This is a genomic window from Coprococcus hominis (ex Arizal et al. 2022) (assembly GCF_040094675.1).
GTDB classification, from domain to species: Bacteria; Bacillota; Clostridia; order Lachnospirales; family Lachnospiraceae; genus Coprococcus_C; species Coprococcus_C hominis.
Genome location: NZ_JBBNHG010000041.1, coordinates 112,914 through 131,982 on the forward strand (window position 1 = coordinate 112,914; position 19,069 = coordinate 131,982).

The 19,069-nt window shown below is 44.4% G+C and carries 17 protein-coding genes; 6 read left to right on the forward strand and 11 right to left on the reverse strand.

Features of this window, described 5'->3' with window-relative positions; all coding sequences use genetic code 11:
* Positions 1 to 78: 78 nt before the first annotated feature.
* The 4 genes from AAAT93_RS13415 to pyk are packed head-to-tail and all read right to left on the reverse strand — an operon-like array spanning position 79 to position 3,393.
* Positions 79 to 891 carry a glycosyltransferase family 2 protein gene (locus AAAT93_RS13415; protein ID WP_118374467.1) on the reverse strand — a complete coding sequence of 271 codons (813 nt, stop codon included), beginning with the start codon at positions 889 to 891 and terminating at the stop codon, positions 79 to 81.
* The gene (locus AAAT93_RS13420; protein WP_118374466.1) at positions 875 to 1,255 is read right to left on the reverse strand and encodes a DUF2304 domain-containing protein; all 381 of its coding nucleotides are present in this window, start codon (positions 1,253 to 1,255) and stop codon (positions 875 to 877) included. The genes AAAT93_RS13415 and AAAT93_RS13420 overlap by 17 nt, the downstream gene beginning before the upstream one ends.
* A 7-nt stretch (positions 1,256 to 1,262) precedes the next feature.
* Positions 1,263 to 1,964, reverse strand: a complete 702-nt coding sequence (locus AAAT93_RS13425) for a glycosyltransferase family 2 protein (protein WP_117780447.1) — start codon at positions 1,962 to 1,964, stop codon at positions 1,263 to 1,265.
* A gap of 10 nt (positions 1,965 to 1,974) precedes the next feature.
* Complete coding sequence (pyk, locus tag AAAT93_RS13430; RefSeq protein WP_021984783.1) at positions 1,975 to 3,393, reverse strand: pyruvate kinase; 1,419 nt, start codon at positions 3,391 to 3,393, stop codon at positions 1,975 to 1,977.
* A gap of 213 nt (positions 3,394 to 3,606) precedes the next feature.
* Between pyk and AAAT93_RS13435 the strand changes: the two genes are divergently transcribed.
* Both AAAT93_RS13435 and AAAT93_RS13440 read left to right on the forward strand, forming a co-directional pair.
* A complete protein-coding gene (locus tag AAAT93_RS13435; protein WP_021984784.1) occupies positions 3,607 to 4,179 on the forward strand; it encodes a hypothetical protein in 573 nt (190 codons plus the stop codon).
* 15 nt (positions 4,180 to 4,194) lie between these two features.
* Positions 4,195 to 4,695 carry a hypothetical protein gene (locus AAAT93_RS13440; RefSeq protein WP_147352562.1) on the forward strand — a complete coding sequence of 167 codons (501 nt, stop codon included), beginning with the start codon at positions 4,195 to 4,197 and terminating at the stop codon, positions 4,693 to 4,695.
* A gap of 17 nt (positions 4,696 to 4,712) precedes the next feature.
* Here AAAT93_RS13440 and AAAT93_RS13445 read toward each other — a convergent pair whose 3' ends face one another.
* Together AAAT93_RS13445 and AAAT93_RS13450 are read right to left on the reverse strand one after the other, a co-directional pair.
* Positions 4,713 to 4,994 (reverse strand): hypothetical protein, encoded by a 282-nt coding sequence (locus AAAT93_RS13445; protein ID WP_021984786.1) that lies wholly within the window; start codon positions 4,992 to 4,994, stop codon positions 4,713 to 4,715.
* Positions 4,987 to 5,892: a hypothetical protein gene (locus AAAT93_RS13450; protein WP_227573205.1), complete on the reverse strand. Its 906-nt coding sequence runs from the start codon at positions 5,890 to 5,892 to the stop codon at positions 4,987 to 4,989. The genes AAAT93_RS13445 and AAAT93_RS13450 overlap by 8 nt, the downstream gene beginning before the upstream one ends.
* A 233-nt stretch (positions 5,893 to 6,125) precedes the next feature.
* Between AAAT93_RS13450 and murC the strand changes: the two genes are divergently transcribed.
* The 4 genes from murC to AAAT93_RS13470 all read left to right on the forward strand — a co-directional run bounded on the left by murC (position 6,126) and on the right by AAAT93_RS13470 (position 11,166).
* Complete coding sequence (gene murC / locus AAAT93_RS13455) at positions 6,126 to 7,508, forward strand: UDP-N-acetylmuramate--L-alanine ligase (RefSeq protein WP_227573206.1); 1,383 nt, start codon at positions 6,126 to 6,128, stop codon at positions 7,506 to 7,508.
* 268 nt (positions 7,509 to 7,776) lie between these two features.
* Positions 7,777 to 8,922, forward strand: coding sequence for a DnaD domain protein (locus tag AAAT93_RS13460; protein ID WP_227573207.1), 1,146 nt, complete (start codon positions 7,777 to 7,779; stop codon positions 8,920 to 8,922).
* Positions 8,919 to 9,938: an ATP-binding protein gene (locus tag AAAT93_RS13465; RefSeq protein ID WP_021984790.1), complete on the forward strand. Its 1,020-nt coding sequence runs from the start codon at positions 8,919 to 8,921 to the stop codon at positions 9,936 to 9,938. Before AAAT93_RS13460 ends, AAAT93_RS13465 begins: the two co-directional genes overlap by 4 nt.
* Positions 9,939 to 9,960: 22 nt before the next feature.
* Entirely contained in the window at positions 9,961 to 11,166 is a 1,206-nt protein-coding gene (locus AAAT93_RS13470) for a ribose-phosphate pyrophosphokinase (protein WP_021984791.1), read from the forward strand.
* A gap of 95 nt (positions 11,167 to 11,261) precedes the next feature.
* Here AAAT93_RS13470 and AAAT93_RS13475 read toward each other — a convergent pair whose 3' ends face one another.
* The 5 genes from AAAT93_RS13475 to AAAT93_RS13495 all read right to left on the reverse strand — a co-directional run bounded on the left by AAAT93_RS13475 (position 11,262) and on the right by AAAT93_RS13495 (position 18,706).
* Complete coding sequence (locus AAAT93_RS13475; protein ID WP_227573208.1) at positions 11,262 to 12,029, reverse strand: zinc-ribbon domain-containing protein; 768 nt, start codon at positions 12,027 to 12,029, stop codon at positions 11,262 to 11,264.
* 124 nt (positions 12,030 to 12,153) lie between these two features.
* Positions 12,154 to 13,983 carry a S8 family peptidase gene (locus AAAT93_RS13480; protein ID WP_227573209.1) on the reverse strand — a complete coding sequence of 610 codons (1,830 nt, stop codon included), beginning with the start codon at positions 13,981 to 13,983 and terminating at the stop codon, positions 12,154 to 12,156.
* A gap of 60 nt (positions 13,984 to 14,043) precedes the next feature.
* A complete protein-coding gene (locus AAAT93_RS13485) occupies positions 14,044 to 17,007 on the reverse strand; it encodes an Ig-like domain-containing protein (protein ID WP_227573210.1) in 2,964 nt (987 codons plus the stop codon).
* Positions 17,008 to 17,204: 197 nt separating this feature from the next.
* A complete protein-coding gene (locus tag AAAT93_RS13490; RefSeq protein ID WP_021984795.1) occupies positions 17,205 to 17,588 on the reverse strand; it encodes an ASCH domain-containing protein in 384 nt (127 codons plus the stop codon).
* Positions 17,589 to 17,662: 74 nt separating this feature from the next.
* Positions 17,663 to 18,706, reverse strand: coding sequence for an N-acetyltransferase (locus AAAT93_RS13495; RefSeq protein WP_227573212.1), 1,044 nt, complete (start codon positions 18,704 to 18,706; stop codon positions 17,663 to 17,665).
* Positions 18,707 to 19,069 lie beyond the last annotated feature (363 nt).

The window sequence follows — 19,069 nt, forward strand, 5'->3', positions numbered from 1 at the left end:
ATTCTTTATTGATAATTATTATCACTGTTGACATTGTACCCCTTTTTGTCCCAGATAGCAAGTAATTTTTACAATTTCCTATAACTGGTTACTATCCTGTCCCTTTTGATAGAAATGCATCAGCAATTTCGCCATCCATTCCGGCCAGAATTTCCGATACATAGCATAATCTTCTGGACTTCGTCCATTGTTTTCTCCAATCACATGCGAGGTCTCTGATTCCTCATGTACACGATGCCCCATAATCGGCTTCTTCACATAGCAGAAAGCTCCTGGCAGCTTAGAATATCTTTCCCACGCTTCCCAATCCAAATCTGCCTTACAGCCAACTGTAAATGGTTCTTCTGGCAACCTTGCCTTCACATACGTAACGGACGGACAACATATTCCACATCCAAACGACAGAGATCGTCGACGCAGGAATATACTATTCCACGTTTTCCTTGTTGTAAATGGAAGCAACAACAGCTTCTTAATCGTCAACAACCGGTTCTTATACACCGGTTTTCCATCCCGGATCTCATAATATGCCGAATGTGCAAGAATCGGATCGTTTGCACGATTCAATGCGTCTAACATCTCTTCCAGATAATTTGGATTATAAATATCATCCTGATGTGCAATCGTTACTAATTTTGTATGTGCCTGCCGATACGCAAAATTCCAATCCGTTGCAATCCCGGATGGGGCATCATTTTCATATAAAGAAATATGATATTGTTCTGCCAAACCACGAATATACGCATTTCCTGTTGATGTTGCAATCAGAATGTGGCTTTTCACTGTCTGGTTCTCCAAGGACCGGATACAGTTTTTCAGATATTTACTTTCTTTGTATGCACAGATCACAAATGTATGATCCCTTGCCGTAAAATTATTTTTCTGTTTCATGCTCCATCTGCTCCATCTTCTTTTCCAATTCGCGCACGCGTTTTTCCAGAATTGCCTGTGTCTGCACTAATGTCCGGATTCGCTCTGATTGTCCGGACGCAATCGACGTCAATGACAGCCCAATCAGAATCAGGAAGCAAACCCCAATAAAGAATACTGCATTTGCTTCAGAATACACACCCATCAACTGTGTAAAGAACCGAATGACCTGTGGAAATATCGCGCAAATCAGCAAAATCACACCGGACAGGAACCAGATCAATGAATATTTTAAACTCATCCGTCCCTTCCGCATTAATACCAGTATAATCGCGAGGTATAACAGCACGCCGATCAACAAAATTATACGAAATATAGTTGTCATTATCTGTTTACCTCCATTTTTTTCCTGCAATCCGGTAAATCACAATTGCCAGAGTTACCTTTATCATATAATATACTGACTTCCACGGGCTAATCGAAGACACACCTGCGGTTCGTTCATTCATGATTACGGGAACCTCCTTTACCTTAAATCCACTTGCATTCACTGCAATGATTGACTCCGGTTCCGGATAATCCTGTGCATAATTATGAGCAAAAAACGTAATGACTCCCCTGGACGCTGCGCGAAATCCACTTGTCGCATCTGTTACCCGGACATGTCCGCACAACCGGAGAACTGTATTCAGAATATTGATACCTGCGCGGCGCATACCCGATGTCTGAAATCCTTCTTTATTGATAAAACGTGATCCAATAACCAGATCCGCCTCTCCTTTTTCAATCAGGGCAATCAAATCAGGAATATATTCCGCATTGTGCTGTCCATCTCCATCCATCTGAATTGCAATATCATATCCATTTTCTGCTGCATACCGATATCCAGTCTGCATACCTCCGCCAATCCCCAGATTGATCGGAAGATTCAGATATGTATATCCATGCTCCTCACAGATTTTTGCTGTATCATCGCCAGAACAATCATTTACAACTACGTAATCCACGTCCGGGCATGCTGCTTTTAAGCTTTCTACCGTATGCACAATATTCGGTGCCTCATTGTAGGCTGGAATTATCACCAGTGTTTTCATAAACCCTCTCTTACTCTACGACCTGAACCTTCAACATATTTGTATTTCCGGAAATACCAAGTGGTACACCTGCGCCGATAACAACCTTATCGCCCGGCTGTAACAAGCCCTGCTTCTTACCTGCTGCCACTGCATGATCAAACAGTGTGAATACCTCATTCTGCTCTTCGAGATGTACCGGAGTTACGCCCCATGACATATTGAGCTGACGATATGCCTTGTCACTTGTCGTACCGGCAATGATGTTGCAGCTTGGTCTGTACTTCGAAATATTTCTTGCAGATACACCAGACTTTGTCACGATGATAACCGCTGCCGCATTTAAGTCAATGGCTGTTGTACAAGCTGCATGGCAGACCGCATCTGTCACGTTCTGGTTTGCTGCACGCTCATAGTGGAAGAAATTCTTCTTATAATCAATGGCTGCCTCTGCACGCTCTGCAATCTTTGCCATCATCTCAACTGCCTCTACCGGATATTTACCGGCAGCACTCTCGCCAGACAGCATAACCGCACTTGTACCATCATAGATTGCATTGGCTACATCCGTTGTCTCCGCACGTGTCGGACGCGGATTCTTGATCATGGAATCCAGCATCTGTGTCGCTGTGATAACCTGCTTACCAGCCATATATACCTTATTGATAATCATCTTCTGGATAACTGGGACTTCCTCGCAAGGAATCTCCACACCCATATCTCCACGGGCTACCATAATACCATCGGACACATAAATGATATCGTCGATGTGGTTAACGCCTTCAGAATTCTCGATCTTGGAAATGATATTGATGTTATTTCCACCGTTCGCATTTAACAGCTCACGGATTTCCAATACGTCCTTAGCTGAACGAACGAAAGAAGCCGCTATAAAATCTACGTCCTGCTCAATACCAAACAGGATATCGCTCTGATCTACTTCGCTTAAGTACGGCATATTCAGATGCACATCCGGCACATTGATGCCCTTGTGGTTAGAAACCGGGCCTCCGGTAATAACGGTACATAAGATATCCTCTCCACTGATCGATGTTACCTGAAGCTCAATCAGACCATCGTCGATCAGAATATGAGTACCAATCTGTACATCCTTATACAAATCCTTATATGTGATAGAGGTAATGGTGCTGTCACCAACAAGATCTCTCGTTGTCAGTGTGAAGAAATCACCCGCCTTAAGCTCTGCCTTTCCACCCTCAAAATCGCGGGTACGAATCTCAGGTCCTTTTGTGTCGAGCAAAATTGCGATTGGAAGTCCAAGCTCCGCACGCAGCTTCTTGACCATGTCCATACGTTTCTTCTGTTCTTCGTGTGTACCGTGCGAAAAATTCAGTCTTGCCACATTCATTCCGGCAAGCATAAGCTTCCGCAGTACATCCTCGTTATCCGTTGCAGGTCCCAGCGTACAAACAATCTTTGTCTTTCTCATCACTTATTACCTCATTTTATATTTATTTGCCAAATCTTCTCCCATTTTGACATACACCCCTAGTATAATCGCTTATGTCAAGATTTACAACCATATTTCAAAAGTATTTTTATCATAAAAAACTAACAAATTTTTAACTTTTATTCCAGATAAAATCATGCTATTATAGTGATAGCATTATACATTTATACACAAAATATATAGGAGGCTTACATGTACGATAACTTTCTATTCCGGGCAAAACGAACCGTCTACAAATGGTGGTGTATCGTATATAAGCCGGTCTATAAACTCATCCATAGCGGCGAGTGGCCAGAAGAAAAAGAGCCGGACGTCAAATATGCGGCACCAACGAAACCATCGCAGTCAGAAACGCTCGATGCTCAGGCGCTTGCAGATGCCGTGCTTGACACGAACCGTCAGAGTCAGCATAATATCGACGATCTGGTTTCGGAGGCAGCACATATGTCTGCCGAACCAACGGCATCCGCACCGGCTGTCAATGCAGAACCAGACATAAGCAGCACCAATTCTGCATTAGATCCGGAAGAGATTCCGGCAGGTGTCGACGACGATGTGTTAGCCCGTGCCAACGAGATCATGGCCCGGCTCAACCGGGAAGCTGCGGAGGATGAAGAAAAAAAGCAACGCGAAATCGAAGCTGCAAAAGAAAAAGCCGCCGAACAGGAACGGCTGGCAGCCATTTTAAAATCAACCGAACGTAACATCGATGCATTTATACAGGAAGGACTCTCCAAACAGCATCAGCAAGACGACGGCAACTAGGAAAGGAGTTTAACTATGCGTTCGAAATCAAAAAAAATAACTTTAGGGTTGTGCCTGATCGTGCTTACCGCTTGTCTCCTATGTGGATGCAGCGGCAATCCCAAAAACTTCACCGTTGGCACGATGACCATTACCCTGACCGATACTTTCAAAGAAAGTAAGATGTCCGGTTTTGACGCCTACTTCGTCAGCGACGATGTATCATTTTCCGTAAAAACCGAAAATGCGTCCGACCTTGAATATCAGGGCTACGAAATTGCAGGACTGAAGGATTACGCAAAGGAAATCTGCAGCCTGAACGGCATTTCCACTGATAAGCTGGTACAGCGGAACAACTACTATTATTTCAGCAACACGCAGACCGTATCCGGTGCCAAATACACCTATCTGCACTGCATGCTGAAGGAAGGGAACAATTACTGGATCTGTGAATTCGTGTGCAAGCACCGTTCGTACGACTCTTTAGAAAAGTCCATGTTGCAATGGGCAGACAGCATTACATTCGATCAGCAATAAAAAATGCACCGCAGTTATTATGATTGCGGTGCATTTTTATTTTCATCCTGTTCTTCTGTTTCATCTTGCTCATCTTCCCACGCATCCTCCGGGCGCATCTTCTCGTATTTCTGCATACCGAAATTCAAGAAGCTTACAAAGAAGAGCGTCGGAATCGCAGCGATAATTGCGATCTGCGCTACATGAATCCAGTTCCCCTGCAATTTCCCCGTGAGTAACAAATAGCTGGCAGTCACAATGACTGCCAGCATACTTATATCTACACAGATTGTCAGAATCGTCTGTGTCTTCTTACTCATAGAGATACCAGTTTCCCTTGTACTTGATACATGTGATTGGATATGTGCTTGACTGATCGTAAGTCTCGCCACTCATTGTCACTGCTACGTTGAAAGAGAACTCCAGATCACAAGCGTCCTGCAGCTTGATCGTTTTGTCTGCATAATCACTGATATCCTCTTCAAGATCATCCAGATCATCGCTGTCATACATCTCTTTGCTCTCAACGCCCTCATACTTGAAAGTTACATCATATCCAGAATAAGAATCAAGCATATCCTCAATATCTTCCTGTCCTGGATCAAGGAATGGTGGACAAAGTGCTGCCATCTTATCTACATCCTGATCATTCATCGCCTCGATAAACTGCTGTGCAACTGCTTCTGGGGAAGATGCTCCTCCCTTTGCTCCGAATCCGCCCTTGAAGATCAGAACAAATGCAACTGCCAATACAACAACGGCTGCTGCAATAATACCAATGATCAGACCTTTCTTTGGCTTTGCCGGCTGCGCTGGTGTCGGACCACCAAATCCTGGCTGTCCATATGGTGCCTGTCCCGGCATACCCTGCTGTGGCATTCCATTCATCTGTGGCTGTCCCATGCCGTTCATCTGTGGCTGTCCCATACCATTCATCTGTGGCTGTCCCATACCATTCATCTGTGGCTGTCCCATGCCGCCAAACTGTGGTGCTGCTGGCTGTGGGTTTGTCTGTCCTGCATCTGCCTGTCCATACGTACTTGTATCTGTCTTTAATGACAGACCTGACGGCTGTGCTGGTGCCTGATCCGGATCGATCAGAACGGTCTTCTCATCATCGCCATCCTGGCTGTTCATAGATGGCAGATCTGCGCCACAAACTGAGCATTTTGTGAAGACATCATCATTCTGTGCTCCACACATTTCACATACTTTCATGCTGTTCCTCCTAATATAAATCCTCTCTTATAGGTCGTAATTTTAATAAAAAACTACTAAAATATATAATGTCATAAATGCCGCATGAAGTCAATTGGCATTGCATATAAATTTCGTAAATTTGTTGTAATGTCAATCAATCGTGCTATAATATGGAATAAATATGGCTTCGCATGCCCCGCATGCGATCCAAATACATCACAAACAGAGATTAAGGAAGGCAGATTATTACCATGTATAAAGTAGATTTTGAAAAACCGATCCATGTGTATTTCATGGGTATCGGCGGTATCAGCATGAGCGGACTTGCCGAGATTTTATTGCAGGAGGGCTTTACCGTATCCGGTTCCGATATGAAGGAATCCGAGATCACAGAGATTCTGAAGAATCTGGGCGCCCGCATTTTCATCGGACAGAAAGCAGAAAATATCTCCGATGATATTGATCTCGTCGTATATACCGCAGCCATTCATGCGGACAATCCGGAATTTGTAGAAGTGAAACGCAGAAATATTCCGATGCTGACACGGGCACAGCTCCTCGGTCAGATCATGCTGAACTACAAATACGGCGTCGCAGTCAGCGGAACGCACGGCAAGACAACAACAACCTCCATGCTCTCCTATGTATTGCTGGAGGCGCAGACCGATCCAACCATCTCCATCGGTGGTATGTTGGATGCGATCGGCGGCAATATCCGCGTGGGACACTCCGATTATTTCGTTACAGAGGCCTGTGAATACACAAACAGCTATCACGCATTCCATCCATATATCAGTATCATCCTGAATGTGGACGCGGATCATCTCGATTTCTTCAGCGGCATCGAGGAGATCGCAGATTCCTTCAAGACATTCGCAGAAATTCTTCCTGACGACGGACTGCTCGTCGTCAATGGCGATATGAAATATTACGAACATGTGACAAAAGATCTGCACTGCAACATCATTACCTTCGGTATGAATGCAGGAAATGATTACAGTGCAACTGATATTACCTTCGACGAAGAAGGTCACCCAACTTACACACTCGTTGTCAAAGGCGAGAAGCAGGATCAGATCAAGCTGCATGCAACGGGTATCCACAATGTCATGAATTCCCTGTCGGTTATCGCAGTCGCAGATTTCCTCGGCATCGACCGCAAATACACGATTGCCGGTCTGGCACGCTGTTCCAGTGCACACCGCCGGTTCGAGCACAAGGGAATCACGGAAAATGGTGTCAAAATTGTCGACGATTATGCACATCACCCAACCGAGATTGCTGCAACCTTGGCGGCTGCCAAGAACACACCACACAACGAACTGTGGTGCATCTTCCAGCCTCATACATACTCCCGTACCAAGGCGCTTCTGGACGAATTTGGACAGGCACTTGCAACCTGCGATCACGTGCTTCTGGCAGATATTTACGCCGCAAGAGAGCAGGATACCGGACTTGTTTCCTCGAAGGATGTCTGTGACAAGATCAACGCCAACGGTGGTCATGCCATCTACCTTGGCGACTTCGACAGCATCACCGAGTATGTGAAAAAAAATTGCAAAAAAAATGACCTGTTGATAACTATGGGCGCCGGAAATGTTGATTCTATCGGAAATACACTGTTAAAAAAATAGTTATCCACATTATCCACAGACCTGTTTGGGGAAAATTACCAAACAGGTCTTTTCATTTTTAGTTAACATAATTGTAACATAAATCGTCTGCAAACGGCTTGATTCCACACCCTTATTTTTTATGGTAACTGATTGTCCACATTATCCACATTTTCCACAATTTTCGTAAACGCTCCGACCGAAAAGATGTTCGCTTGAATTTAATTTTCTTCATGCTATAATTTGAAATGCTTCTAAGCGAAGCGATGAAGGGAAGGTTCAAAAAACTATGAAGACAATTACGATTTCAACTGAAAATAGCGAGACTTATTCTTCCATCTCGAACTTTTTTATCGACTATTATATGACAGATGCAAACGGGGAATTTGTAAAGGTGTATCTGTATCTGATCCGGCTGCTGAACAGCAAACAGCAGATCTCGGTTGCCGAGATTGCGGATCATTTTAATCTCACAGAAAAAGATATCTGCCGTGCTATCAAGTATTGGGTGACCAAGGATGCACTGCGTCTGACCTTTGACGGAAAGGGACAGCCAACCGGGATTGTGGTTCTGCCACTGAAGGCACCGGAAATGGAGTTATCCACAGAATCGGATGCATTTTCCCTGCTTCGTTCCGATGATACATCTGCACATGTGGAAAAAGCAGACACAGCGGAGCGCTCAGAGAAGCCTTCCAACAAGATTGTACCGATTACAACACCTGCGATGGAACTTTCCGCACCACAAAAGCCGAAATTTACGCAGAAAGATATCGATAAACTCTTGCGCGATCAGGACTGGGAAGATATATTATATCAAGTAGAGACTTTATTTGAGAAGCCGATCTCACAGTCGGATACGCAGTCATTGATGTACATATATGATACACTTGGATTCAGTGTTGATTTATTCGAATATCTGATTGAATACTGTACCACAATGAAGAAGAAAAACTGCCGTTACTTAGAGGCTACTGCCATCGGCTGGTATCAGGACGGTATTCAGACAAAGGCACAGGCCAAGGAACAATACGCTCTTATGAGCGGTGTCTGCCGTGTCTTCTACAAGACGCTTGGCATTAAGCGCGGGGCACCGACAACGATCGAGCAGGAATTCTTTAAGACATGGACAAAGGACTACGGCTTCGGTGAGGATATCGTAGAGGAAGCCTGCAAGCGTGCAGTTTTACATACACAGAATCCTACGATCAAATATGTAAATGGGATTCTGACCGCATGGCATAACGCAGGGGTGACAGATTTTTCCGGCATCAAGCAGGAAGATCTCGCCCACGCCGAGACAGCCAGGAACCAGAAAGCCTCTGCTACCACGAAGAAAAGCGGAAATGCATTTACAAACTTTACACAGAGCAGCATGAGCTCCGAGCTTGATGAGATGGAGCAGCTGTTCCACAAAGAGGTAAACGGTCAATGAATTTTGAGTTGCTGAAAAAAGAAAATATCCTGCATGATTACGAACAGGTTCGCCTGCGCAACAAACGGCGCCTGCAGGAACGGCAGGAAGAAATCTATGCGAAGATTCCAGAGATCAAACAGTTGCAATCCGAAAACAAGCTTTCCTATATCGCGCTCGCGAAGAAAAAAGCACTCGGACAGGCAGCTGACACACAGGAGATCTCCAATCAGAACCGCAGCAATTCTGCGCGGATACAGGAACTGCTCCTGACACACGGCTACCCTGCTACATATCTGGAACCAATCTATGATTGTCCGGTCTGCAAGGATCTCGCCTATGTGGACGGCAAGGTCTGCGCATGCTTTGAACGCCGGATTGTGGATGCCTTATATCGCCAGTCCAACATGACACAGGTTCTGGATTCCGAGAACTTCGATACATTTGATCTGGATTATTACAGTCACACGATTCCGGAGAACCGGAACTGGTCTGTCAGTCCATATGACAATGCCAAAAATGTGCTGCATCTTGTCCACCGTTTCGTGAATACATTTGCGACACAGGATACCGAACGCGGAAACCTGTTATTATATGGAGAAACCGGTCTCGGAAAGACTTTTCTCACGAACTGTATCGCGAAAGCGTTACTGGACGAAGGGCACACCGTTCTCTATCTGTCCGCAAACGATCTGTTTGAACAGGTTTTCGGACAATATCTGATGAATAAAAAATTAGAACTTGAAGAATTATACAAATATATTTATAATAGCGAATTGTTGGTAATCGATGATCTGGGCACAGAGACAACCAATGCCTTTGTCTGCTCCAAGCTTTTTGAAGTTATCAACCAGAGGGGACTTACCGGAAAATCGACGGTCATCTCGACCAATCTTTCCATGAAGGAATTACAGGAGCGGTATTCCGAACGTATCATGTCCCGCATCATTGAACGTTACACTGTACTTCAACTGTACGGTGAAAACATAAGGTATCAAAAAAGAAAAAAAGAAATGATACAGGGTTCTAAGCTGTAATCACACAATGGAGGAAAAAATCATGCCAGATTCAAGTCATCTTATTACAGTTCCAGTTGGAAAGCTCGGAATCATCCCTTTGGAGAGCTGCAAAGCCCTCGGTGAAAAAGTGGATAGCTACCTTGCACGCTGGAGAGCAGAACGTCACAACGAGCACAAGGACAACATCACATTTGCAGGCTATGAGAGAGATTCCTATATCCTGAAATCCTCTTGTCCACGTTTTGGTTCCGGTGAAGCAAAGGGTACATTACAGGATTCCGTACGTGGTACTGATGTTTACATCATGGTTGATGTTGTAAACCATAGCATCGAGTACAAGATCTGTGGTAAGACAAATATGATGTCCCCAGACGATCACTATTCCGATATGAAGCGTGTTATCGCTGCCATGGCAGGCAAGGCAAACCGTATCACCGTTATCATGCCTTTCATGTACGAGAGCCGTCAGCATAAGCGCAGCAGTCGTGAGTCTCTGGACTGTGCAATCGCATTGCAGGAGTTAGTCGGACTTGGCGTTGACAATATCATTACATTTGATGCTCACGATCCTCGTGTCCAGAACGCGATTCCTTACAGCGGTTTTGAAAATATCATGCCAACCTATCAGTTCATCAAGACACTGCTCCGCACAACACCGGATCTGACTTTGGACAGCGATCACATGATGGTAATCAGCCCGGATGAAGGTGCCATGAACCGTGCGATCTACTTCGCAAACCACTTGGGTGTTGATGTTGGTATGTTCTATAAGAGACGTGATTACACAACGATCGTAAATGGCAAGAACCCAATCGTTGCACATGAGTTCCTTGGTGACAGTGTCGAGGGCAAGGATGTTATCATCATCGACGATATGATTGCTTCCGGTGAGAGTATGTTGGATGTTGCCCGTCAGTTAAAGGCTCGTAAGGCAAGACGTGTGTACTGTCTTGCAACGTTCGGTCTGTTTACTGCTGGTCTGGATATCTTCGACCAGGCAAAGGCAGAGGGTACCATCGAGAAAGTTATCACAACAAACCTGACTTATCAGGATCCAGAGCTCTTCAACCATGACTGGTATGAGTCTGCTGACTTGAGCAAGTATATCGCAACTCTGATTGATCACCTGAACCACAACGCTTCTATCAGCAGCCTGTTGGATCAGTCTGAGCGTATTCAGTCAAGAATTCAGGAGTACAAAGAGTTCGGAACAATCTCCGACAACTACAAGGCTCCAACAGTATAATTGGCAAGCAAGAATCGAACAAATAAGAAAAGCACAGTTCAAAGTTGAACTGTGCTTCTTTTATTTTATACTGACGCGATTCTTGTTACGCTATGTTACTCTACATAGACATAAACCTTGATCTGCTCGTCGTTTAAATTGTTCGTAAATGTTAAGATTGCCGTTCCCTTCTTGCCCGGGATCACACGCAGTCTCGCTACCGATGGTCCGACTGGAGAAGTATCCCATGCGAAGCTCGCAACATCCTCATCCGAGGACTCCACACTTACCTCGATATCACCGGAAATACATACACGCAGTACGGCTTCCTGTGGTGTCTGTGCCTCTGTCGTTTCCGCACCTTCCTCTGATGTATCAGCCTCATTTGTCGTGAACTTCAGGAATGTATCACTGACAAACATATCCTCATGGCCTTGGGATGGCACCGCATCCGTGAAGCTTGCCAGACCATCCATCGCCTCTTCCTTATCCTCAAGCGCGGTAATCTGCTTCTTATAGTCTTCTTCCTTATTCTGATAATCCGAAATCGACGCTTTCAGAAGATCAATCTGGGACTGCAGCTCTGTGATCGCATCCTCCTGTTCCCGGATCTGTGACCGGAAATAATTGGCTGCCACATCGCTTTCTGAAGCAATTGTATTTCGCTCATCGTTGGCTTTCTGTACTTTGTTACTGAAATAGAAGAATCCAAACACCAGACCACTTGCCAGAAATATCATAAGCGCGATAGATATTCCGATATACAGCTTCGTATTCCCCCGCATTTTCTCACGGTCATATTCTTCATCTTCCAGCGGTTTTCCACAGCTGCTGCAGAACAATGCACCATCTTCATTTTCCGCTTTACAATGTTTACATATCATAATCTATACAACTCCTGTTTTCAAATTTGAATCGTACGACATATTTCCCTTATGATACCCTTTTTTTCTCTATTTGTCCAGTATCAGCATGATATCCATCCAACTATCCTGTTATCCGGTCTGCTTAGCCGCGCAGGGCCTCAAAAGCACGTGATATATCCAGCACACCCCATCCCCACGCAGGGTTTGGATATGCAATATCGACAACTGTCCGCGCACCGCGAATCAAAATCTGCCGGATCACTTCGGTATTCATCCCATAATAATTGCCACGCACGATGCCCCATTCGAGGAAAAGTGCCGCCGCCCCGGCGGTCAATGCAGCCCCGACACTCGTACCGCTCCGGCGCACGAACAGCGGTCGCGTCCCACTGCCTCCCGCAAGCAGCCCCGCCACACGCACGGCTGGCGCCGCAAAATCCGGCTGAATCCGTCCTTTTCTGGTATAGCCACGGCTGGATTCCACATACAACGAATTATCCAGATGATTGTACCCGGCTACAGTTATCGTCCCACGCGCATTCGCAGGCGCACACAGGATCACTTCTGGATCTGGCCGTGAAAACCGCGTATTGCCGCCCAAAAATTGACGGATCGGCAGCCATGCATCGTACCCTGCTGGAAAGCTGCTGTAATTCTCTGTCACTTCAATCCGCCAGATACCGGGCGCAGGCTTCTCAAACCGCAGCAGGATAAACGGATCACCCGAATTGTTCTCGACCACTACACTTTCCGCATACAACGTCGTTCCCTCATACAAATATGTAATCATTCCAGAACTGTCACGGTTCGGAAAAAGCTGATCAAACCGCTGCCCAGTCGGGGAATATACCGCTATCTGGTACAGACTTGGCGCACGCCCCCAGATCTCCGTGCAAAAACCCGGATTCTCATCTTCCACATAGATCTCCATCTCATTTCTTACCGTCCGTGTCCGCGGCTGTGAGATCCCGTTCTGATTGCCCAGATTGATCGTAGACAGGCTTGCAAAATGCCCGCCTGTGCCAAGCTCATTTCCAGCACTTCCGACCACGCAGATTCCCGGCAGTGTCACAACCGTATCCAGATAAAGCTCCAGATTCAGATTCCCATTGTGATCACCCTGATTCGTCCCCAGTCCCAGACAGATTACAAGCGGTTTCCCCAGCTCCATCGCCTTGTTAATCAGGTATTTCACGCCAAGTATGATGTCCGCCTCCGAATAACATGGAACGCCATCTGGAATCAGGAAGAAATCTCGCAGACGCTGCTTTGCCTGCTTTAATTTCACCATGATAATATCCGACTCCGGTGCCACACCGGAAAATATATCATCCCCATCCAGATAGGTGTTCCCGGCAGCCACCGATGCCAGAAACGTACCGTGCCCGTCCGTATCCCGGCTTGGTACAATCTGATACGGCTGTTCCGTCTGTATCGCCAGATTCAACAACTCCTGCGGATACTCCCTGCCATATCCAAAGATTGGGCGCGTATCAATTTCCTCGCTCTGCATAGACATATTTTGTCCACCCGCTTCATATGCCGCCTGTGTCTGATCCCAGATCGCCGTTACCCTGCATGTACCATCTGCTCTGCGGAACAACGGATTCGCAAAGTCGATACCTGTATCAATAAACCCGACCAGCACATCTTTTCCCGAAAGCGACAACCCCGGCACCGTCTGGACTGCCCCAATTCCAATCCCGTGCAACGCAGATGTATCCATCAAACCAAAGCATTTCGGTATCCGATCATACCCCAACCCAAATAATATATCTGTCGAAAGCGGAGCCCCAGATGTGTCCAAGGCACTGCGATACGCTACAAGAAACTGACTGTTAATAATCGTTCTGCAGTCTGGCTGTAAGATCTGCATCTCCCCCGCCAGATTGTTATCATATTTTACAAGGAAATCAAGCACATCCTCATCATATATGTAGGCGCCACACGCCGAATCATACAGACTATCCATCGCTCCCCCAACGCAAAAATCCCCTCAGCAAAATATATGCTGAGGGGCCTTTCTGTATGTTTATTTTGCAATATAGGACGCGCGAACCGAAGTAATACCGCCGTAATTTTTCGCTGGTGCCGCCTGTCCCTTTGGAACTAAAATGATCTGAATGCCTTCCAGACGCTTTGCATAACCGGCTGTACCGGATGGTGCACCATTCTTCGCCCAATCAAGCCAGCCAAATGACTGTGCATGCACACGATAGTAAATGTCATAATGCTTTGCCATTTCACCGGTCAAATTGATTCGGATTGCTTCGAGACGTTTTGCCTCGCCACTCGTACCACTCATCACGCCATTCTTCCGCCATGTCGACTGGTTGTTCTCATTTCCCTGCCAGCCATAGCTCTGTACATGTGTTGTATACACGATGTCTCCGCTGTACTGCTGGTTAGAAAGACGGATATTGATACCCTCCAGCCGCTTTGCCTGACCACTTGTACCACTCATCTGACCATTGTACTTCCATGCCTGCCAGCCGTAGCTCTGCACATGGGTACGGTAGGTCACGTTTGTCTGTACTCCACCTGCAATCTGCGGATCAGCATTGGATGTATTCTTTGCATTTACAACCGGAGACGTACCCGCCTTCGCATAATAGCCAAGCGCATATGCGGAATTGATATTTCCCATTCTCGTATTGAAGGAAGCACCTTTCTTTACAACCACAATCTGGATTCCCTCCAGACGTTTTGCATAACCGGCTGTTCCTGATGGTGCGCCATTCTTCACCCAGCCGAGCCAACCGTAGCTTTGCGCATGCACGCGATAATATACATCGTATTTGCCTGCATCCGAACCTGTCAGCTGAATCTTGATTGCTTCGAGACGTTTTGCCTCGCCCTCTGTTCCGTTCATCTCGCCATTGGCAGACCACGGCAGCCAGCCATAGCTCTGACAATGTGTTGTATACTGGATTCCCAGATTATCATTGCCCGTCACACGAATCTTGATACCTTCCAGGCGCTTCGCTTTTCCGCTCGTTCCTGCCATCGCACCATTTGTAAACCATGTCTTTGCATCATTCTCATTTCCCTGCCAGCCAAACGTCTGCACATGGGTTGTATACCGCACGGTTACAGCTGGTGTAACCGGCTGACTTGGTGTTGGATCTGGTGTTGGTGTTGGATCTGGTGTTGGTGTTGGGTTCGGCGTTGGCGTTGGATCCGGGTTTGGTGTCGGATCTGGATTCGGATCTGGATTCGGATTTGGATCCGGATCCGGTGTTTCTGAAGAATCGGCCTTCTTCACTGTCACGGCAAAAGAATCCTTGGCCCCCTGCCCATCCTTTGCTGTTACTGTGATCGTCGCTGTACCTGCCGCCTTTGCTGTCACGGTTCCGTTCTCATCTACGGATGCAACACTTGGATTGGATGAAGTCCAGGCTACCGCCTTGTTGGCAGCGTTATCCGGTACCACTCGCAAATCCTCAACCGTATATGACTCTCCCACCGTCATGGTTTTCTTGCCACCTACAATCGTAATTGTCGACACCTTAACCAGTTTCGGGAGATTTTCTATGTCTTCACTATATCCACATGTTTTACAAACATGATATTTCTTTCCCGCCTGCTCATACGTTGGATTGATTGTCTGCACCGCTCCATATACATGAGAAGTGCAAAGGTTTATCTTATTGTAAGTTTCCTGCCCCTTATAATTCGCAGTATCCGAAGTAACATAACATAGATCACCATCTATAAATCCAAGTCCATATATATAGGTTCCCTTTGCAGTGTCTGATGGCAATGTGAATATCGTTTTCGTCGTTCCAGTTGAGATGCTATACTGTTCAATCGTTGTCGGTGTTGAGAAATAAATCACACCATTTCGTGCCGCCATACGTCCGAAATAAGCCGTCCACACGCCATTGTCTGCAGTTGTCCATTTCGCGTATGCCGGTCCATATAAACAGGTAGTTGTCTGGCTTGCATAATTATACTTGGAAATCTGATATTTCGCGCTACGATCAGCTGCCACATATGCGCCATCCAGATAATACCAGTTTCCATTGTATGGATACATATATGTCTGCACACCACTCCAGAATCCACTCTCATAGCGGCTGTCAGTTGCTTTGGTATAGGTATAGCCATACGGAACACTCGTTACATAATCCGTCCGATCGCTATCCAAAGACAACAAGGTTGCATCCGAAATCATAAAATACGTATGCTTCACCCTTCCGAGATTGTCCCATGTCGGATCATCCCATGTGGCATCCATGTGATACCACTGATTGTTCAGATATACGGCATTCCACGCATGATTTGCAGCCTCACTTGAAACATAACCGCAGACAATATTCTGGCGTTTCATCAGATACATGAACGTCAGTGCATATCCCTGACAAACCGCCTTCTTCTTAACAAGTGTGCCATAGATATTATAATCATCGCTCGACAAAGAATTTGATAAATAATTCTCATAATCATACGTTACATCTGTCACAAGGTAATCATGATATGCAAGCGCAATCTCCACATCATTCAACCCGGTTGTATCAATCGCAGCTTCCATCTTCGCAACTTCTGCATCAATCTCCGCTTTCATAGAAGTAATCTGTGCCTTCGTATAATTATATGTAATGATCAATTTTGTAACATTACTTTGGTTATCCAGATAATAACGAAATCCACCCGATACATAAAACAACTGTGGATTCATGTTCAAAATACCGTGTATAACATCTCCCACATTGGTTGTTGTCAATCCATAGCCTGTCACATCTATGGTATCCTGCAGCTTCTCCATCGCAGCCACAATCGCTGTATCATGTGAATGGTCATAACTGCTGTCCGCAACCGCGTCGCTTGCTTCCAGCAAACCGCCCTCCGACAGCAGTCCGCTTCCATCCTCATGAACAATCTGCGTTGCCTCCTGCAACGGCTCGTCCAGCTCTGCCGCAACTCCTGTCACAGTATTTGCCAGCAGCATCACAAGCACAAGCAAATACGTAAATAGTTTCTTTCCTCTTTTCATGTAACCCTCTCCTTTACTACATCCTGTTTTCAATTTTACCCATACATTCATTACAGTTCTCACTAATAAAACATTAACATATATTGGGGGTTATGCAAAGAGAAAGTTTTGAAGATTTTTAAGGCGGAGAATCATATGCATGTAAAAAATCAGGAGCGACAGCCCTATACAAATATAGGATATGTCACTCCTTCCATTCACACGCAAGCATCTTCAATATACTGAAAAGATTGTGGTGCATTACTTATTCCATATTCTTTTAATTCTTTAGGCGAAGCATACTTTACAACATTTTTTAACTTATATGCTACTGCTTGATCCCGGTTTTCATAATATTGATTGAAAAATGATTTATCAATACCCGATTTTTCCTCTGTTTTCTCCCAAATCACTTCTGGCGAATCAATCAAAACATCCTCCACTTCGGCTTCCCCAACAACCCGCATAATAGGATTCGTAGAGTAAATTAAGATCTTATCTACATGCCTTTTGCACGCCTTTTTACGGAACTCATATCTCTTGGTTCCATTCATTATATTTTCTACATGAATAGGATTAATTGATAATAATATCGCACACATTATTTTTCTCCTTTTCATTTTTTTTAATTATATCTCAATAACATTCAATTTGCAACCTTTGGCAAACATTTGTTCTATCTTTTTAACAAATGCATAACACTTCCCCTTCTAGCAATCTCAAAGAATTGACTATCATTCAATTTAAAAAATCCCCAATATGAATCGCGGTCTAATCCAATTTCCTCTATCAAATCATGTCGAACTATCCTTTTCCTCAGCGCACCATTATATGTCATTTTTATTGCTTTACATCTACCCTTATTGTACCAATATCTTAAATCTTTTTTGTCAAATACACTATACTTACTTGCATAATTATAAAATTCGTCAAAACTGCCGAATTCTCCCTGTGTTTTTACATCCTCAACAACACATATAGACGTTACAACGGAGGAATATTCTGCGCTTCTCCCATCTTCACCAGTTCTATACAACACCACAATGTCTCCATAATTCAAATTCTCTACGCCATCCATACTGCACACATAAATTTTATGTATGGAATTTGTATATGATACATCTTTTATTATGCTTTTATTCTCTGTCGTTAATATCGAATCCGGAAACATGATCGAATGATATTTCGGATAAATACTTAGTAAATACTTCTTTGCTGTGCTCACATCTACATAAGGAAAGTCTTTGTTTATTTCCCCTGTAATTATTCCCATTTTCTTTAAGTAAACGTTTTCTCTTTGCGCGCCCTCTCCTTTAACTCCATATTGTTCAAACCCAAATTTTTGAACCAAACTGATCAACGAACTGTGTTTTTCATAAATGGTTACGTAACATACATCAACTGCTTCATTTATTGCATAATCCATAATTATCTTAATAAACTGTTCTCCCATTTTAGTTCCATGCGCCTCGATTTTAAATGTTCCCACCTTTAGTATCCTTTCGGCATGAATATTGGGTTCTACATCATTTACACACTGATATTCCATTTTTAAATATAAAAGACCTATCAGGTTTGCATTTTCATACTGCGCAAATGCAGGCTCATCTTTTTTTCTTCCAAACCAATCATCAAATCCTGGATAATCTCTTTTAAGTGAATCAAAAAAAGGATCGTGTAAATCAATTTCTGAAAATTTCTTGCGTATAATATTATTCAATATGTTTTCCTCCATTTTAATTTGTTTATACTATATCAATTTTCATTTGGAACAGGTTGTTATGAAAACTTTGATAACCACATACGAAATTATAGATATTTACAGAATAACTGTATTCTCCTCTAGAATCCCTATCCCCCAAAATACTGATATAAGTTTTAATCTCCCCTATTAAAACTTATATTATATATATTACACATCTCGACAAATATATCAAGGAATTTCGACAAATTCAAAAAAGATCTGATGTATAAAACATCAGATCTTTTTATATAACTATCAACTCATCTCAACGCATCCAGATATTTTCCATCCAAAACATCTTTCAAGTACTGTCCATACTGATTCTTCTTCAGAAGCTCG

Bases quoted from the DNA above. Each gene is read 5' to 3' on its own strand.
- AAAT93_RS13485 (WP_227573210.1), bottom strand. From the start codon at position 17,007: ATGAAAAGAGGAAAGAAACTATTTACGTATTTGCTTGTGCTTGTGATG.
- AAAT93_RS13460 (WP_227573207.1), top strand. From the start codon at position 7,777: ATGAAGACAATTACGATTTCAACTGAAAATAGCGAGACTTATTCTTCC.
- AAAT93_RS13490 (WP_021984795.1), bottom strand. From the start codon at position 17,588: ATGTGTGCGATATTATTATCAATTAATCCTATTCATGTAGAAAATATA.
- AAAT93_RS13465 (WP_021984790.1), top strand. From the start codon at position 8,919: ATGAATTTTGAGTTGCTGAAAAAAGAAAATATCCTGCATGATTACGAA.
- AAAT93_RS13435 (WP_021984784.1), top strand. From the start codon at position 3,607: ATGTACGATAACTTTCTATTCCGGGCAAAACGAACCGTCTACAAATGG.
- AAAT93_RS13445 (WP_021984786.1), bottom strand. From the start codon at position 4,994: ATGAGTAAGAAGACACAGACGATTCTGACAATCTGTGTAGATATAAGT.
- murC (WP_227573206.1), top strand. From the start codon at position 6,126: ATGTATAAAGTAGATTTTGAAAAACCGATCCATGTGTATTTCATGGGT.
- AAAT93_RS13480 (WP_227573209.1), bottom strand. From the start codon at position 13,983: ATGGATAGTCTGTATGATTCGGCGTGTGGCGCCTACATATATGATGAG.
- pyk (WP_021984783.1), bottom strand. From the start codon at position 3,393: ATGAGAAAGACAAAGATTGTTTGTACGCTGGGACCTGCAACGGATAAC.
- AAAT93_RS13450 (WP_227573205.1), bottom strand. From the start codon at position 5,892: ATGAAAGTATGTGAAATGTGTGGAGCACAGAATGATGATGTCTTCACA.
- AAAT93_RS13425 (WP_117780447.1), bottom strand. From the start codon at position 1,964: ATGAAAACACTGGTGATAATTCCAGCCTACAATGAGGCACCGAATATT.
- AAAT93_RS13420 (WP_118374466.1), bottom strand. From the start codon at position 1,255: ATGACAACTATATTTCGTATAATTTTGTTGATCGGCGTGCTGTTATAC.
- AAAT93_RS13475 (WP_227573208.1), bottom strand. From the start codon at position 12,029: ATGATATGTAAACATTGTAAAGCGGAAAATGAAGATGGTGCATTGTTC.
- AAAT93_RS13415 (WP_118374467.1), bottom strand. From the start codon at position 891: ATGAAACAGAAAAATAATTTTACGGCAAGGGATCATACATTTGTGATC.
- AAAT93_RS13470 (WP_021984791.1), top strand. From the start codon at position 9,961: ATGCCAGATTCAAGTCATCTTATTACAGTTCCAGTTGGAAAGCTCGGA.
- AAAT93_RS13440 (WP_147352562.1), top strand. From the start codon at position 4,195: ATGCGTTCGAAATCAAAAAAAATAACTTTAGGGTTGTGCCTGATCGTG.